We start from the raw sequence: 16,466 nt of genomic DNA, 5'->3' as shown, positions 1-16,466 counted from the left end.
AAGGAAATGCGTCATGATCACAGGGTCTCTTCCCGCGCTCGTCACGCCGTTTACGAACGGCCAGGTGGATCGTGATGCGCTCAAAAAGCTGGTCGATTGGCATATTGATCAGGGCAGCAACGGTTTGGTCCCTGTTGGTACCACCGGCGAAAGCCCGACACTGACCCACGCAGAACACGATGATGTTGTACGGATCGTGGTCGAAGCAGCAGACGGCCGCATTCCGGTTATCGCCGGTGCAGGTTCAAACAACACGATTGAAACTGTGCGCCTTGTGAAAGCTGCGAAAGAAGCAGGGGCTGCGGCCGCGCTGGTTGTCAGCCCATACTATAACAAGCCGACCCAAGCGGGTCTGATCGCACATTTCACAGCTGCAGCTGACTGCGGTTTGCCGATTGTCCTATACAACATCCCCGGTCGGTCGGTTGTGGACATCACACCAGCGACGATGGGCGAGCTTGCCAAGCACGACATGATCATCGGCGTTAAAGACGCGACCGGCGATTTGGCACGTGTCCCGCGCACGCGCATGACATGTGGCATAGACTTCGTCCAATTGTCCGGCGAAGACGCAACTGCGCTCGGCTTCAACGCGCATGGCGGTGTGGGCTGTATTTCGGTCACGGCGAACGTCGCACCCGCACTTTGCGCCGAATTCCAGCAGGCGACGCTGGCTGGCGACTATCCAAAGGCGCTAGAATTGCTGGATCGGTTGATGCCCCTGCACGAAGCCATCTTCACAGAGCCCGGTTTGGTCGGCGCAAAGTATGGCATGTCCCTTTTGGGCCTATGCAGCGACGAAGTGCGCCTACCTTTGGTTGGTTTGACGAACGAAACCAAAGCGAAGGTTAAATCCGCGATGCAATTCGCCGGTCTGATCGACTAGATTCGCCTTCAATTGCTCACGGCCACGCGAGCCGTTGAAGCAATCGCGCAACAAACAATCACGCGCCAGCGACGACATTGAAACAACCCCGCTTCACATTCTGGAGCGGGGTTTTTTTTCGTGATCATTGCTGTTTGGAATTGAAATAATTCTACCCGCAAAAAGCGCGAAAATGGCCTGTTCTGTGCGGCTTGGAAACGGCCGTTGTGCAGGGTTGCACGGAACTCGCCAAATGGTCGCCAAAAACAAAATCAAGGGGATCAGAGCATCAAATGCGTTCTCTTTTTCGTGACAGGGTGTCCCCTTCCCGAACCCCGTTTTTGATCCCATCTTCATCTCATCGAAACGCGGCAAGCTACTGTCGCTTCAAACAAATAACCGACCACCTCCCGGTCACACACATTAAAGGAACACGATCATGACTAACCTGAAAACAATCGTACTCGCAGCAGCTACAATCGCAGCAACAGCAACTACAGCATCTGCGTACAACGCCTTCCCATTCGGTGAGACATTTGAACAGACTGACCAATTGCAGCTGGACTTCGTACAAGCTGACGGCGCTGGCACAGTTGAAATCTACGACTACTCAAACGGTGTACGTGGCGCACTGCTCGGTTCTGAAGAAATCCGTGGCGGCGTGAACACAAACGTCAAAGTTGACCTGGGTCTCGGCGCAAACAGCGACATCCTCGCAGTACTGAACGTCAACGGTTCAGAAGTGCTGACAAAAGACTACGACCGTCGCTAATCACGCCTTTTCCACCACTCACAACAGATAACGACCATTCGGTCACACACACATCAAAGGAATATGAAAATGACTAACCTGAAAACAATCGTACTCGCCGCCGCAACTATCGCTGCTACTGCAACTACAGCATCTGCATACAACGCCTTCCCATTCGGTGAGACATTTGAACAGACTGACCAATTGCAGCTGGACTTCGTACAAGCTGACGGCGCTGGCACAGTTGAAATCTATGACTACTCAAACGGTGTACGTGGCGCACTGCTCGGTTCTGAAGAAATCCGTGGCGGCGTGAACACAAACGTCAAAGTTGACCTGGGTCTCGGCGCAAACAGCGACATCCTCGCAGTACTGAACGTCAACGGTTCAGAAGTGCTGACAAAAGACTACGACCGTCGCTAAGGCGACATTCTGGATCGGCCTTCGTCCCCGGGCCGATCCAGACCTTCTACCCACAAAACACCGTCCGCATCCCCAGCAGGCGGTGTTTTTGTATTTATCCCCGCAACCAATCTTCGGCGTATGCCACGTCGTCACAGCCACCAAATCGCGCCGCACGTCCGATTTCAGACTGAAGCCGCTTGATCCGACCAGCCCCCATACGCACCGATGGTTCCGGCCAGAACGCGGTCACGACAAGCGTCGTCCCTTGGCGTTTCATGTCGATCCGACCGATCAGCTGATCACCTTCCATGACTGGAAAGACGTAATACCCGTATTGGCGCTTTGGCGCGGGCACGAAGATTTCGATGCGGTAGTGAAAGCCGAACAATCGCTCTGCCCGTTTCCGGTCACGCAAAGCAGGATCAAACGGCGACATGATCCGCACGCGTTGGGACAGGTCGGGAAGGTTTAGGTCATGTACATCGGGCCGCGCGAAACTGCGACGCAGCTTGCCGTCGACACCGGCGACATCCACCTCGATCACACGGCCATCTGCCAACGCAGCCTTACACCACGCCCGCGCCTCAACCGGTGTCACCAGCGCAAAGAACGCTGCAATTTCACCGGATGTGGCAAATCCAAGCTTATCCAAAGCAAATCCACAGGCCCAATCGACCGTATCTTTTTCCGCCAAGCGGGCATTCAAATGCTCGGGCGGGATAACCCGTTCCGTCAGGTCGTAAATCTTGGTGAAGTTTTCGCGGCGTACCACCGATACCTGCCCTGACCGCCACAGATATTCCAATGCGGTTTTTGATGGATGCCAATCCCACCAGCCACCTTTGCCGCGTTCTTCGTCCGTCCCAACGTCGCCCGAGGTACAACAGCCATTTCCGTCGATGTGGCGCAAAACTTCGTCGATTTTCTTGGTAAAGTCGTCGCGCCGCCATTCTTTCCAGCGACTTTCAAGCCACGCCGCGTCGCGGGCGAATTTGAGCCGCCAGTGCACGAAATGATCCATCGAAATCGCGGACGCATCGTGGGTCCAATGTTCGAACACACCACGATCTTTGGTAAGCAGGTTTGACAGATGCGTCGGTCGATATTGTTGCCTGCGCGACCACATGATCAGGTCGTGGGCCCGTGCGAACGTGTTGACGGAATCGAGCTGAACAAACCCCAGATCGTTCACGACCTCTTGCAAATCCGCCCCTTTTCCAACGCCAACTGGGGCTGTGACCAGCCCGTGCTTCGCTAAAAAGATATGGCGGGCCTTTGCATTTGGGATAACGGCTACGGTCACAACTTCTTCTCCCGCTCATTGCGCTGCTGCACACGGGCGAAACGCATTCCTTCGATCAAGACAGCGGTCAGCAGCCCGAAATTCAACAGCCCGTTGGCCGCGGCCATGCCGCCAAGAATCCGCCATTCCGTCGGCAAGAGGATGTCACCAAAGCCCAACGTCGTGAACGCAACCAGAGCGAAATAGACGGACGGTTCCAATGTCTCGAAAATACCAAGACCCAAAAATGTCAGGGCCCAGAGCCAAACGCCGATGGTGATCTGCCCGAGAATCCAAGTCGATACGGCAGCCAACACCATAAACATCTTTAGTCGGTGTGGCGGACGGCCCAACCATTCTCTGGCACGCCCCAACAAGGTTTCCATAATCCAATACCCAAGACTGGCGACACCGATGGACACCAGCAAAAGCAAGCTGCCGATGAAGATTTGTAGGAACATTGGTGGTCCGCCTTAAGGTCAACGTCAATCAACACTCTGCCCAGACTGGCCTTGTAGAACAACACCCTATCGCCTATCTCAATGCGACCATGGCAAAGAACAAGAAACCCAAAGAAAAGACCAATTACAAAGTCATCGCCGAAAATCGGCGTGCCCGATACGATTATGCAATCGAGGAAGACCTTGAAGTTGGGATCATTCTTACCGGATCCGAGGTGAAATCCCTTCGGATCGGCCAGTCGAATATTGCCGAAAGCTATGCGTCGGTTGAAGATGACGAATTGTGGCTGACCAACGCCTATATCGCCCCTTACGAGGCCGCGATGTTCCCGCATGAAGTACGGCGCAAGCGCAAGCTGCTGTGCAAACGGCGCGAGCTGATCAAGATGTCGAATGCCACCAACCGCGAGGGCATGACGCTTGTCCCGCTGGTGATGTATTTCAACGACAAAGGCATGGTGAAGCTCAAGATCGCCACCGCAAAGGGTAAAAAGAACCACGACAAGCGGGCCACCGAAGCAAAACGCGACTGGGGCCGTCAGAAGCAACGTCTTTTGCGGCACGGGGAATAACGCATACATTCTCCCATCTGGCGTTATTCCAAATCCGTGTTAACGTTCCGTCCATAAATTGTGCAATACGCGCAATAGATAAAGGACCGGGGACTATGGAAACACTTATTACACAGCTTATCGCGGGTGCAGTTGGCGGTAACGCTGCAGGCGCAGGCGTTAAATCTGCCTCTATGGGCACAACAATGAACTCTATCGTTGGTCTGATCGGTGGCCTTGGCGGCGGTCAGATCCTTGGCATGCTGACAGGCGGCGCGGCGGTTGCTGGCGAAGCGGCGGCACCAGGTGGCGGTCTTGGCGACATCATCGGGTCTGCCGTTGGTGGTGGTGCCGGTGGCGCGATCCTGACTGCCGTTGTTGGTATGATCAAAAACAAAATGGCTGGTTAATCTTTAACCGCTTTCGAATTCGGGCGTCCCATTGGGGCGCCCTTTTTCGTTTTGGGCCAATGTTTGCTTGTCAGTACACGCCTGTCCCTATAATCACGGCCTCGATCTTTGCGGAGGCCCTATCATGACCGACGACCCACAAACTCTTGTCAGCGCCGACTGGCTTGCGGCACATCTCAAAGATTCCGATCTGCGTATTTTCGACGCCACGTGGTTCCTGCCTGGCATGGAACGCGACGCAAAAGCCGAATACGCCGCAGGTCACATTCCCGGTGCGCGGTTCTTCGACATCGACGAAATCGCCGATCTGCGGTCTGAATTGCCACATATGGTCCCGCCGGTTGAAAAGTTCATGTCCCGCATGCGGGCAATGGGTGTGGGTGACGGCCATCAGGTTGTGGTCTACGACGCGCTTGGCCTGTTTTCGGCGGCTCGCGTGTGGTGGTTGTTCCGCTTGATGGGGCAAAAGAACATCGCCGTACTAGACGGCGGCCTGCCCCAATGGCTGGCAGCAGGACACCCGATCACCAAGGACAAACCAACGATCCGCGATCGCCACATGACCGTGACCCCGCGCAACGAAATGGTGAAGGACGTGACCCAAGTGGCCCGCGCCGCAAAGCTGGGCGACTACACGATCATCGACGCACGCAGCGCCGACCGTTTCCGTGGCGAGGCAGACGAGCCCCGCGAAGGTATGCGCAAAGGCCATATTCCGGGATCGGTGAACGTTCCCTTTACGACGCTGTTGAACACCGACGGCACGATGAAAGACCCTGACGGCATCCGTGCCGTCTTTCATACGGCAGAGGCTGACCTGACGAAGCCTGTGATCACTACATGTGGCTCAGGTGTGACAGCCGCCGTACTGGCGCTGGCTCTCGAACGGATCGGCAAAACCGATCACGCACTTTACGACGGCTCATGGTCCGAATGGGGCATGTACGCCGATCTCCCGATACAAACCGGATAAATACAATGCTTGAAGCACTTAAAGCCCAACCTGCCGATAAAATCCTTGCCTTGATGGCCGCCTACAAGGCCGACCCGCGCGACACCAAAGTTGACCTTGGCGTCGGCGTTTACAAAGACGCATCAGGCAACACGCCTGTCATGCGCGCCGTGAAAGCTGCCGAAAAGCGGATTTTGGAAGACCAGTCATCTAAAGCCTACACAGGCCTTGCTGGTGATCCAGAATTTGGCAACGCGATGATCGACCTCGTGCTGGGCGACGCCGTTGCCCGCGACCGGATCGCTGCCGTCGCAACACCTGGCGGCACTGGCGCCATTCGCCAGGCGCTAGAGCTGATCAAAATGGCAGCCCCTGATGCAACTGTTTGGCTGTCGAACCCAACTTGGCCAAACCATCCGTCGATCATCAAATACCTCGGTATGAAGATGTCAGAATACCGGTATTTCGACAACGATACACGCGGCGTTGATTTCGCAGGCCTTCTCGAAGACCTCGGCACAGTGCCTGCTGGCGATGTCGTGCTGATTCACGGCTGCTGCCACAATCCAACTGGCGCAAACCTGACGGCGGATCAATTGGAGCAGGTCATCACCTTGCTCAAATCACGCGGTGCGATCCCGATGGTCGATATCGCCTACCAAGGTTTCGGCGACGGTCTGGACGATGACGCGGCAGCAACACGCAAAATTGCGTCTTCCTTTGATGAGGTGCTGATTGCGGCGTCTTGTTCGAAAAACTTCGGCATCTACCGCGAACGGACTGGCATCCTAATGGCGATTTCTGCGACTGCCGACGCGCAGCCGCTGACCCAGCAAACATTGCAGTTCTTGAACCGCCAGAACTATTCCTTCCCGCCAGATCACGGCGCACGCGTTGTGACAACTATTCTGAACGACCCAGACCTACGGGCCGATTGGGAAGCGGAACTGGAAGAAACCCGCAATGGCATGCTGGCTCTGCGTCAACAGCTGGCCGATGAACTGAAACGCCTGACGAATTCGGATCGCTTCAGCTTTCTTGCGGATCACCGCGGTATGTTCTCGCGCCTTGGCACCACACCTGAACTGGTTGAAAAACTGCGGGCCGATCACGGCATCTACATGGTTGGCGATAGCCGCATGAACATCGCGGGTCTGAACGAAAAAACGGTCCCGATACTCGCCAAGGCGATTGTCGACGCAGGCATCTAAGACAATCGGGGCGGGCCATAACGGTACCGCCCCTTTTCTTTTGGCCGCAATTATCACCGCCGGAGGCATCTAGGGTCCAAATGACACTGCATCGCAGCGTCAGAATGCTGCGGTCGCAAAATGCGCCTTGCCAACCGATGCGCAACATTCTACCCATTGAGCAACTCAAAACGAAACTTTACTGCTCAAAGGATCACGCATGTCATTCCGCCTGCAACCAACGGCCCCTGCACGCCCGAACCGCTGCCAGCTTTTTGGGCCGGGATCGAATACGAAACTATTCCCGAAAATGGCGGCGTCCGACGCAGACGTCATCAACCTCGACCTCGAAGATTCCGTGTCCCCGTCTGACAAAGACGCCGCGCGCGCCAATATCATCGAAGCGATCAATACGATCGACTGGAACACGAAATACCTGTCCGTGCGGATCAATTCACTCGACACGCCGTATTGGTATCGCGACGTCGTAGACCTGCTCGAACAGGCTGGCGACCGCATCGACCAGATCATGATCCCAAAGGTTGGATGCGCGGCCGATATCTATGCCGTCGACGCCCTGATTACCGCGATTGAACGGGCCAAAGGCCGGACGAAACAAGTGTCACTTGAAGTCATCATCGAATCCGCAGCCGGCATCGCGCATGTCGAAGAAATCGCGGCGTCTTCCCCGCGCTTGCAGGCGATGAGCCTTGGTGCTGCAGATTTTGCCGCGTCCATGGGTATGCAAACAACCGGCATCGGTGGAACGCAAGAAAACTACTACATGCAGCACGGTGAAAACCGTCATTTCTCAGACCCTTGGCACTGGGCACAAGCCGCTATTGTAGCAGCCTGCCGGACCCATGGCATCCTGCCTGTGGATGGGCCGTTCGGCGACTTTTCTGACGACGATGGCTTCCGTGCCCAAGCAAAACGATCCGCGACATTGGGTATGGTCGGCAAATGGGCGATCCATCCGAAGCAAATCGCGTTGGCGAACGAAGTGTTCACACCATCAGATGAAGCCGTTGCCGAAGCACGCGAAATCCTCGCGGCAATGAAGGACGCAACAGCACGGGGAGAAGGGGCAACCGTCTATAAAGGTCGTCTTGTCGACATCGCCTCCATCAAACAGGCCGAAGTGATCGTCGCGCAATCCGAACTGATCGCAGGCTAATACCTACGGGATGGCGGGAGGGGTGTCGGCGCAGCCGCACGTCTCCCTGCCAACCCGCGCTCAAACCATTGCAACTCCCCCACATCACACCCTATATCTGACGCAACGAAACATAAGGCGCGTCATGACCCAATATCTTGAGTTTGAAAAACCACTGGCCGAGATCGAAGGCAAAGCTAACGAACTACGCGCCATGGCCCGCGAAAATCCGGAAGCCGATGTTGAAAAAGAAGCGGCACAGCTTGATCAAAAAGCCGTTGATCTGCTCGACCAGCTTTATGCAAACCTGACACCTTGGCGGAAATGCCAAGTGGCGCGTCATCCTGAACGCCCGCATTGCCAAGACTACATCGACGCCATTTTCACCGAATACACGCCGCTGGCTGGTGACCGGAACTTTGCCGACGATCACGCCGTCATGGGCGGCATTGCTCGTCTGGATGGGCGTCCCGTAATGGTAATTGGCCATGAAAAAGGCAACGACACCAAATCCCGCATTGAACGCAACTTCGGCATGGCCCGCCCCGAAGGATATCGCAAAGCGATCCGCCTGATGGATATGGCCGACCGTTTCGGTTTGCCTGTCATCACCCTTGTCGACACACCCGGTGCATATCCGGGCAAAGGCGCCGAAGAACGTGGTCAATCCGAAGCAATTGCGCGGTCTACCGAGAAATGCCTCGACCTGTCCGTTCCGCTGATTTCCGTTGTGATTGGTGAAGGCGGGTCAGGTGGCGCTGTTGCTTTTGCCACGGCGAACAAAGTCGCGATGTTGGAACATTCCATCTATTCCGTGATCAGCCCCGAAGGCTGTGCATCCATCCTCTGGAAAGATGCTGGCAAAGCGAATGAAGCGGCCGAGGCATTGCGCCTGACCGCCCAAAACCTGCACGAAATGGGCGTCTGTGATATGATCATCGCCGAACCCAAAGGTGGCGCACATCGTGCCAGCGAAGATGCTATCGCGTCCGTTCAATCCGCGTTGATCGCGATGGTCGATGATCTGGCCAAACTTCCGGCCGAAGAAGTGCGCAAAGCGCGCCGTCAGAAATATCTCAACCTTGGCTCTAAAGGGTTGGCTGCCTAAGTCATGCAAGCCCTGCGCGGACATTGGCAGCTGATCGTCCTGATCGGCCTTGTGTTCGCGTTGTGGCCCACGCCTGTCATCATACCGTTGAAGATTCTGATCGTGTTCCTGCATGAACTTTCTCATGCGGCGATGACTGTTTTCACGGGCGGTGATGTGCTGAGCCTTACCATTTCTGCTGATCAAGGCGGGGCTGTTTGGTCACGCGGCGGCAACCGGTTCCTCACACTGACAGCGGGTTATCTGGGGTCGTTACTGATCGGGCTGGCCCTGCTGATCGCGGCGACAAGGTCACACGCGGACCGGATCATCATGGGCCTGTTTGGTGCATTGATGTTGCTGGTGACCGCGCTTTATATCCGCGACGGTTTCGCGATCCTGTTTTGCGTCGGTACGGGGGCGGCCATGCTCGCCACTGCGCGGTTCCTGCCCCATGACGTCAATGATCTGATCCTGCGGGTGATCGGCCTGACGAGTATGATCTACGTGCCCTACGACATTTTCAGCGACACGATCCAACGGTCGAATCTGCGGTCAGACGCACGGATGCTCGCCGAGGAATTTGGCGGGGCAACGGTCATGTGGGGCGGTATTTGGTTGGTGATCAGTCTTGTCGTGATCGGGGTTAGCCTGTGGCGCGGCCTTGGTCCTGCGTCGAACATCACATTCGGGAAGACCAGCTAGATTACCACATCGTCTTTGCTGCACGCGGTTCCCATTCCGCATCATAGGCAGCGCCGTCAAAGCCCGCTTCAACCTCTGCCAACATATCGCCTACCGTTGGTAAACCCGCGCTTTCATCGCCCGATGTCCATGTCTTGGCCCGCATTAGGGCGCGGGCGCATTGGCTATACACTTCGGCAATGGTGATCACGATTACGGACCGCGGTTTGCGCCCCTTGTCTGAAAAACCGTCCAAAACATCAGGATCAGCCGTCACAATCGCCGTTCCGTTCACGCGGATCACATTGTTTGATCCCGGGACCATGAACATCAGGCTGACACGTCCGTCACTGACAATATTGCGCAGGCTGTCCATACGATTATTGCCGCGCCAGTCCGGCATCAACAGCGTTTTCGCATCCGCGATCCGGACAACAGGGCCATCATCCCCGCGCGGCGATGCGTCCGTGCCCGCATCACCCACAGTGCTAAGGATACAGAACCGAGATCGTTCAATCCAAGCCGCATAGGTTGGGATCAGATGATCCGTGACCTTGATCACTGACGCCCTGGCCGGCGTGCCATACAACGCTTCGAGCGATGCAATATCGGCGATTTGATCAGGCTTTTTCAATTGGAACAAATCCTGCTTCGGCATTCAGACGGTTTGACGCGGCTTCGATGCGTGTTTCGATCAGCTCCATGAATTCCTTTTGCGGCAGACCCGGTTTGATTTCCTCAAGAAATTCAACCACTGCTGTGCCCGGTTTGCGGTAAATGCCACGCTTTGGCCAGAACACACCGATGTTCAGCGCTACTGGCACGCAAGACTGACCAAGTTGACGGTACAATGCGCCTGTCCCTGTCTTGTATTTCGCATCCACACCGGGTGCGACGCGCGTACCTTGTGGGTAAATGATCAACTGCCCGGGCTGTGCTGCACCGGCTTTCACATCAGCGAGCATTTTGATGATTGCAGCACCCCGTTTGCCGCGATCAACCGGAATACAGCCGACACGCAGGCCGAACCAACCCAAGATCGGCGCATACATCAGGATGCGTTTCATGATGAATTTGCCACGCGGCACCGCCCCATAGATCGCGAGAACATCCAGAAACGACTGGTGCTTCGCTGCGATCATCGTCTCGTGCGTTGGTGGCGTGCCTCGGTATTCGATCTTTAGGCCGATCATCCACCCCGCCATCCAGATGATTGTGTGGCAGTACAGGTGGCAGGCATAAACCGCCGCCCGCGACGAAAACAAGACAAACGGTGCCCACAGGATACCGATGACAGCCATCACCACATACATGCTGAGGTTAAACACAAGGGAACGGACCCATTGGATAGCGTAACTCATGATTGTTCCTTCAACATGCGCAAGGCGGCCATACGCGTCGCAATAAAGGCGGATATGCCGCCGACAAGTGGGATCACTAGTGGAAATATCCACTGGATGCCCTGAAAGCCAAGACCAGTCAGAAAACCGCCCGCGGCATCAGCGCTTGGCAACAACAAGACTGCACCCAGACCCAATAGCGTGCCAATCGCGGCCCCGCCAAGCCCACGCAGGGTGAAGCGCCGCACAAATGCACGGGCGATATAGGTATCTTTTGCGCCTACCAGCCGCATTACCCGGATTACCTGAGCGTTGGCTGCCAAGGCCGCTTGTGCCGCCAAGGTGATCAAAGCGACCATGGATGCCCCGATCAGCAGGATCGCGACCCAACCGAGACTACGGAGACGCGAGGCGGCTTCAATCAGTGGTTCGCGCCAGCGCGTGTGGTCGTCCAATACGGCACCCGGTACTTCGGCCTGCAAACGTGCCCGTAGCCCGGTCGCGTCATATCCGTCGCCGTCTTCGATAATCTCGACCAGTTGCGGGATCGGCAATGTGTCCAGCGGCAAGCCGGGGCCGAACCATGGCTCTAGCAACGCTTCTTGTTCTTCGGACGTCAATGCGCGCGCGGACCCCACGCCGGGGGTGGTTTCAAGCACGGTAATCGCGGCTTGTAGTTGGGCGGCGGCCTGATCTTCTGGTGCGGAAATACGCAATGTCGATGTGCGGGCCAGTTCTGCCCCCCACCGATCCGCCAGACGACCTGTGGCCAAGGACAACGCCAATGCGAACACGGCCAGAAACGCCATTGCGCCTGCCGTGAAGACAGTCAAACGCGCGGTGAACCCTGTGGGTGGCACCGTCCGGTCTGCTTGGGCGTCACCAACGAGCAGTTCGAAAATCTTGCGCAACGTGTTCATAGTTCTGCCCCCGCCTGCAGCAACTGGCCATCCTTCAAACGTAACACGCGTGCGGCAACCTGCGACTTAGCAGTCCGGATCAGGTTCAGGTCGTGGGTCGCAATCAGAACTGTTTTACCCATCCGGTTCAGCTCAACCAACAACGTTAGCAACCGCTGCGACATTTCCCAATCAACATTGCCTGTGGGTTCATCTGCGATGATCACATCCGGTGACATAATCACTGCACGGGCCAAAGCAGCCCGCTGACGTTCGCCCCCGGACAGTTCCGGCGGCAACTGATCCATTTGCTTTGTCAAACCAACCCAGCCAAGCAGATCCGTCAGGTTTTCCATCAGATCAAGCCTGTCGGATACGGTCAGCGGCAAGGCGATGTTTTCTGCAATCGACAAGTGATCCAGGAATTCGCAGTTCTGATGAACCACCCCGATACGCCGACGGATCATTGCAACCTGATCGCGATCCAACGCAGTGGCTGGCGTGTCAAAAACGCGAACTTCGCCTTCAGTGGCTTGCAGTGCGCCGTAGCACAGTTTGAGCAAAGTGGTCTTCCCCGCCCCAGACGGACCGGTCAGAAAATGAAAAGAACCGGGTTCCAACGTCAGGGTCAATTGAGAGAAAAGTTTTGCCCCGCCATAGTGGTAGGCAACGTTATCAAGTGCAATCACACGAACTTTCCTTTTCCCGGTTGGGATGTGTATTGCCCAAAACTGCAACAGGTTTCAATCAATTCGCGTCCAACTTCGTTGCAAATCATTGGCCTTTCGCGCTGTGATTGATAATTGTTGGTTAACACTCACAAGTCTAACTGCCGTTTGTTGGCAGAAGGAAAACATCCATGCGGCTAATTTGCCCAAATTGTGGCGCCCAATACGCGGTTGCCGATGACGCAATTCCCAGCGGTGGCCGGGACGTGCAATGTTCAAATTGTCAGCACACGTGGTTTGAAACACCAGGTGCGTCGGCGAATGACACACCACCGGAACCACGGAAGATCACGCCACCACCCGCGCCTGAACGCCCAGCGGCAGAACGCCCAGCGGCAGATGCTGACAAGTTCAGTGGATCCATTGATGATGCTTTCAAAGATGTGTCTGACGACGACAATCTGGCGCCTGCACCGCAACCACCAAAGAACCGCAAACCTGTGGATCCGTCGGTTGCGGATATCTTGCGTGAAGAAGCTGCACTTGAAGCCGCACAGCGTAAATCCGAATCCGCGGTGAGCATGGAAAGCCAGTCTGATCTTGGCCTCAGCGATCCAGCACCTGCGCCGATCAAAGCCCCGGAACCGACGTCGGACGTCGCACCAACGGCCGAAGATCAAGATGCGGCAGCTGCCAAAACGGCAAGCACAGCAGCAAGTGCCGCTGCTGCCGCCCATGCATCCCGTCGTGATTTGCTGCCTGATATCGAAGAAATCAATTCGAGCCTGCGTTCGGATGCGGAACGCGCCGAAGACGGAACAGCAGTTCCAGCCCTAGCCGCAGAAGCCAACCGCAAAAGTTTCCGGCGCGGTTTCATCTCGGTTTTGCTAATTATCATGGTGCTTGTGCTGATCTACGTGCAGGCGGACCGGATCGCCGCGGCTGTTCCAGCGCTTGCTGGCGCATTGCAAAGCTACGTGGATGCTGTCGATGTTGCCCGCATTTGGTTGGACGACAACGTGCAGGCCATGTTGACGGCAATCGCCACCGAATAGCGCCCTATATCAGAAACGGTCGAGAAGGCGGCGCAGGTAATCGCGTTCGATTTCCGGCCGTTCCTGATCGGCACTGCGACGACGCAATTCATCAAGCAGTTCTTCGGCGCGGCGATAAACATCACCGCCCTGCAACATGCCTTCGTCTGTTCCGAACTGACCGCCCTCTGATCCCATTTCGCGGCCTAGCGGGTCACGCTGGGATTGTTCCGCACGTTGGGTCGCCCCACCGTCCTGTTCGCCTTGACCCGGTTCTTCGGATTGGTTTTCGGCCAATGCACGGCTGAGTGACCGCATCCCGTTACGCAACGCATCTAGCGCTTCAGCTTGGCGATCAATCGCTTCGGCAAGGTTGCCTTGACCCAATGCGTCTTCCGCACCTTCCATCGCGCGTTCGGCACGGTTCAACGAATTCTCTGCGATTTCGCCAGCCTCACCATCAAGCGACGGCAGCGCACCACGCTGACGTTCCAGTTCATCGCGCAGGGCCTGCTGCCGTTCTGCCAGCGACCGCCCGTCTTCGGCACCTGAACCTTCGCCACCAGAACCCTGATCATCTTGACCGCCACCTTGGCTGTCCTCACCGACACCTTGACCTGATCCTTGCTGACCATCTTGACCCGGCTGGTTCTGCGACTGACCTTGTTGGCCCTGTTGCTGTCCCTGCTCACCACCTTGCGGTTGCTGTTGACCGGGTTGCTGACCTTGCTGCTGGCCGTTTTCGGCCTGCTGGCGTTCTGGATTAGACCGTTCCTGCAATTCGCGGAACGCATCATCAGACAGTTCTTCCTGCTCGCGCAGCGTATCTTCTAGGTCTTCCATCGCCTGCTGACCCGGCGTGCGCGGGCCATTGCCGCTGCCGTCACCTTGGGTGATGCGCATATTCTCAAGCATCTGGTTCAGCTGTTCCATCAGTTCGGCAGCTTCGGCCATGCGGCCTTCTTCCATTAGTTCTTGGATGCGGTCCATCATTGCCTGCAGTTCGTCGCCAGACAATTCTTGAGTGTTTTCCGAATTATCCGCCTGATCTGTCCCGTCTTCATTCGGGTCCATTTCTTCGGCAAGCAGTTGCATGTATTGATCAGTCGCTTCGCGCAATTCCTGCATCAGCTCTGCGATTTCTTCGTCCGACGCACCATCGCGCATCGCCTCGGCTAGCCGTTCTTGGGCGCGGGCGAGTCGTTCCCGGGCATCGGCAAGTGTGCCATCCTCCAGCTGAATGGCGAGATCCCAAAGCGCGGTCACGACTTCTGCCTGACCTTCCTCGGTGATCCCGTCGTCCACGAATCCATCAAGCTGGCGAATGATCGCGCGCATCCGCAGATATGTTGTCTCGTTCGAAAACAGCCCTTCGGGGCGGTGTGAAATCGCTTTCATCACATCCGTAATCCGCGACACGTTATCACGCGACCACATCAGGTCGCGGCGTTGTTCAATGATGGATTTCGCGAATGGCTGGAAAAACCGGCGACCGGGCAGGATCAACGGCTCGGACGGGCTTTGCGCCGTTTGACCAGCGGCATCTGTGACTTCCAAGGTCATGGTCACAGGCAAATTCGCAAGCGGGTGTTCGGACAAATCATCAACGAGGAATTCTTCGAAATCAGTTCGGTCGCCCGTGAACGGCATCGGCAGGTCCAACACCAGCGTTTCAAATCCATCAGGATCAACGGCCAAACCATGACGCCGATCAACGGCATCAAGATCAAGCGCGATGGTGGCCGTGCCGGACACGACACCGTAATCATCCATCCCCAAGAACGGTTGGGACATCTCGCCCATCGCGTCTGATTCAATCGGTCCGGTTAGTTCAACCAGCGGCGGCTGATCGGCAACCAAAAGCAGGTTCCAAACGATGCCATTTTCACCTTCAACCGCGAGCGTACCATCCTGCACGGCGACGAATTGCTGCTGTGTTTCGGGTTCTTCATCTGGGTTAGCCACCGTGCCCGATACAGTTTCCGCAACGGTCAATGCGCCCACTTCGCCGTAAAGCCGGATCGTGATTTGCGACCCTTCCGGCACGCGCAGCACGCCCTCGGGGATGTCGTTCAAGTAGATCGAAGGCTTGCCCGTATAGGCAGGCGGCTCGACCCAGCCTTCCCAGACAGGGCCAGTGGCAAGCGTTTGGCCAGTGGGTTCGACCAATGTGCCAACTCGCAGTACCGATCCGAAAAGCAACGCAACAACAAAGAACAGCAGCGCGATAAAGCGCAGCCCGTAAGGGTCGCGGTCGGAAATGCGCAGATCAGGTTCGACAAAAGTTGCCTGTTTGGTGCGGTCTTCCATGCGGGCGACATGGGCTTTCCACACGGCTTCAGATTCGGGATCACCTGCGCCAATCGCTTGGGTATCGGCAATCGCGGCGATAGGCCGTCCGGGCAACGCCGCATCAACACGCGCGACGGCGGCTTCCCGCTCTGGCATTTTGAACCGACGCAGGCCCCAAATGAATGCCACAATCAGGAACGCGACACTGACGGTGCCCAAACCCCAAATCCAAGGACGCGTCAGAAGATCATGCCAGCCAAACATCAGCGGTGCGATCAACACAAACAGCACAGACCAAAACGGCCAGAACGCCCGTGTCACGCCTTCGGCCACCATGCCCAGACGGGTCGCAGCGATGGGAAACGCCAAGTGGCGCATTTGGTCAGGGGCTGTCGGGCGCTGTGTCAGGGTATCGGGTCCTTTTATCTGACCCTTACCT

The 16,466-nt window shown here is 56.4% G+C and carries 18 protein-coding genes; 11 read left to right on the top strand and 7 right to left on the bottom strand.

The genetic code is table 11. The annotated features are described in order from the left end of the window. The first annotated feature begins 13 nt into the window (after positions 1 to 13). The 3 genes from dapA to K3729_03315 all read left to right on the top strand — a co-directional run bounded on the left by dapA (position 14) and on the right by K3729_03315 (position 2,039). Positions 14 to 886, top strand: coding sequence for a 4-hydroxy-tetrahydrodipicolinate synthase (gene dapA, locus K3729_03325; GenBank protein UWQ99843.1), 873 nt, complete (start codon positions 14 to 16; stop codon positions 884 to 886). 418 nt (positions 887 to 1,304) lie between these two features. Next, positions 1,305 to 1,637 carry a hypothetical protein gene (locus K3729_03320; protein ID UWQ99842.1) on the top strand — a complete coding sequence of 111 codons (333 nt, stop codon included), beginning with the start codon at positions 1,305 to 1,307 and terminating at the stop codon, positions 1,635 to 1,637. Positions 1,638 to 1,706: 69 nt separating this feature from the next. Continuing rightward, a complete protein-coding gene (locus tag K3729_03315; GenBank protein UWQ99841.1) occupies positions 1,707 to 2,039 on the top strand; it encodes a hypothetical protein in 333 nt (110 codons plus the stop codon). Between the two features lie 94 nt (positions 2,040 to 2,133). Here K3729_03315 and K3729_03310 read toward each other — a convergent pair whose 3' ends face one another. Continuing rightward, the gene (locus tag K3729_03310) at positions 2,134 to 3,324 is read right to left on the bottom strand and encodes a winged helix DNA-binding domain-containing protein (GenBank protein ID UWQ99840.1); all 1,191 of its coding nucleotides are present in this window, start codon (positions 3,322 to 3,324) and stop codon (positions 2,134 to 2,136) included. Next, positions 3,321 to 3,764, bottom strand: coding sequence for a two pore domain potassium channel family protein (locus K3729_03305; protein ID UWQ99839.1), 444 nt, complete (start codon positions 3,762 to 3,764; stop codon positions 3,321 to 3,323). Before K3729_03305 ends, K3729_03310 begins: the two co-directional genes overlap by 4 nt. An 89-nt stretch (positions 3,765 to 3,853) precedes the next feature. Here K3729_03305 and smpB point away from each other — a divergent pair, with 89 nt between their 5' ends. From smpB to K3729_03270, 7 genes are all read left to right on the top strand, one after another. Further along, positions 3,854 to 4,336 (top strand): SsrA-binding protein SmpB, encoded by a 483-nt coding sequence (smpB, locus tag K3729_03300; protein UWR00921.1) that lies wholly within the window; start codon positions 3,854 to 3,856, stop codon positions 4,334 to 4,336. A gap of 95 nt (positions 4,337 to 4,431) precedes the next feature. Continuing rightward, on the top strand, positions 4,432 to 4,725 hold the full coding sequence (locus K3729_03295) for a hypothetical protein (GenBank protein UWQ99838.1): 294 nt from the start codon (positions 4,432 to 4,434) through the stop codon (positions 4,723 to 4,725). A 124-nt stretch (positions 4,726 to 4,849) separates the two neighbouring features. Further along, a complete protein-coding gene (gene sseA, locus K3729_03290; protein UWQ99837.1) occupies positions 4,850 to 5,698 on the top strand; it encodes a 3-mercaptopyruvate sulfurtransferase in 849 nt (282 codons plus the stop codon). 5 nt (positions 5,699 to 5,703) lie between these two features. Beyond that, the gene (locus tag K3729_03285; protein UWQ99836.1) at positions 5,704 to 6,888 is read left to right on the top strand and encodes an aspartate/tyrosine/aromatic aminotransferase; all 1,185 of its coding nucleotides are present in this window, start codon (positions 5,704 to 5,706) and stop codon (positions 6,886 to 6,888) included. 199 nt (positions 6,889 to 7,087) lie between these two features. Then, positions 7,088 to 8,044: an L-malyl-CoA/beta-methylmalyl-CoA lyase gene (locus K3729_03280; protein ID UWQ99835.1), complete on the top strand. Its 957-nt coding sequence runs from the start codon at positions 7,088 to 7,090 to the stop codon at positions 8,042 to 8,044. Between the two features lie 124 nt (positions 8,045 to 8,168). Continuing rightward, on the top strand, positions 8,169 to 9,131 hold the full coding sequence (locus tag K3729_03275) for an acetyl-CoA carboxylase carboxyltransferase subunit alpha (protein ID UWQ99834.1): 963 nt from the start codon (positions 8,169 to 8,171) through the stop codon (positions 9,129 to 9,131). 3 nt (positions 9,132 to 9,134) lie between these two features. After that, positions 9,135 to 9,815, top strand: a complete 681-nt coding sequence (locus tag K3729_03270; protein ID UWQ99833.1) for a M50 family metallopeptidase — start codon at positions 9,135 to 9,137, stop codon at positions 9,813 to 9,815. A gap of 1 nt (position 9,816) precedes the next feature. Here K3729_03270 and K3729_03265 read toward each other — a convergent pair whose 3' ends face one another. From K3729_03265 to K3729_03250, 4 genes are read right to left on the bottom strand one after another with little or no spacing between them, the layout of a single operon-like run. Continuing rightward, positions 9,817 to 10,452 (bottom strand): pyridoxamine 5'-phosphate oxidase family protein, encoded by a 636-nt coding sequence (locus tag K3729_03265; GenBank protein ID UWQ99832.1) that lies wholly within the window; start codon positions 10,450 to 10,452, stop codon positions 9,817 to 9,819. Continuing rightward, the gene (locus K3729_03260) at positions 10,415 to 11,155 is read right to left on the bottom strand and encodes a 1-acyl-sn-glycerol-3-phosphate acyltransferase (GenBank protein ID UWQ99831.1); all 741 of its coding nucleotides are present in this window, start codon (positions 11,153 to 11,155) and stop codon (positions 10,415 to 10,417) included. The genes K3729_03265 and K3729_03260 overlap by 38 nt, the downstream gene beginning before the upstream one ends. After that, positions 11,152 to 12,054, bottom strand: coding sequence for a cell division protein FtsX (locus tag K3729_03255; protein ID UWQ99830.1), 903 nt, complete (start codon positions 12,052 to 12,054; stop codon positions 11,152 to 11,154). The genes K3729_03260 and K3729_03255 overlap by 4 nt, the downstream gene beginning before the upstream one ends. Beyond that, positions 12,051 to 12,722, bottom strand: coding sequence for an ATP-binding cassette domain-containing protein (locus K3729_03250; protein ID UWQ99829.1), 672 nt, complete (start codon positions 12,720 to 12,722; stop codon positions 12,051 to 12,053). Before K3729_03250 ends, K3729_03255 begins: the two co-directional genes overlap by 4 nt. A 170-nt stretch (positions 12,723 to 12,892) precedes the next feature. Between K3729_03250 and K3729_03245 the strand changes: the two genes are divergently transcribed. Next, the gene (locus K3729_03245; GenBank protein UWQ99828.1) at positions 12,893 to 13,756 is read left to right on the top strand and encodes a zinc-ribbon domain-containing protein; all 864 of its coding nucleotides are present in this window, start codon (positions 12,893 to 12,895) and stop codon (positions 13,754 to 13,756) included. A gap of 9 nt (positions 13,757 to 13,765) precedes the next feature. On the opposite strand, the gene K3729_03240 is transcribed toward K3729_03245, so the two are convergent. Then, positions 13,766 to 16,405, bottom strand: a complete 2,640-nt coding sequence (locus K3729_03240; protein ID UWQ99827.1) for a DUF4175 domain-containing protein — start codon at positions 16,403 to 16,405, stop codon at positions 13,766 to 13,768. Positions 16,406 to 16,466: the final 61 nt, after the last annotated feature.

This window comes from Rhodobacteraceae bacterium S2214 (assembly GCA_025141675.1).
Classification (GTDB): domain Bacteria; phylum Pseudomonadota; class Alphaproteobacteria; order Rhodobacterales; family Rhodobacteraceae; genus Yoonia.
The sequence above is the reverse complement of the archived record's forward strand: the minus strand, read 5'-3'. Positions and strand labels throughout refer to the sequence as shown.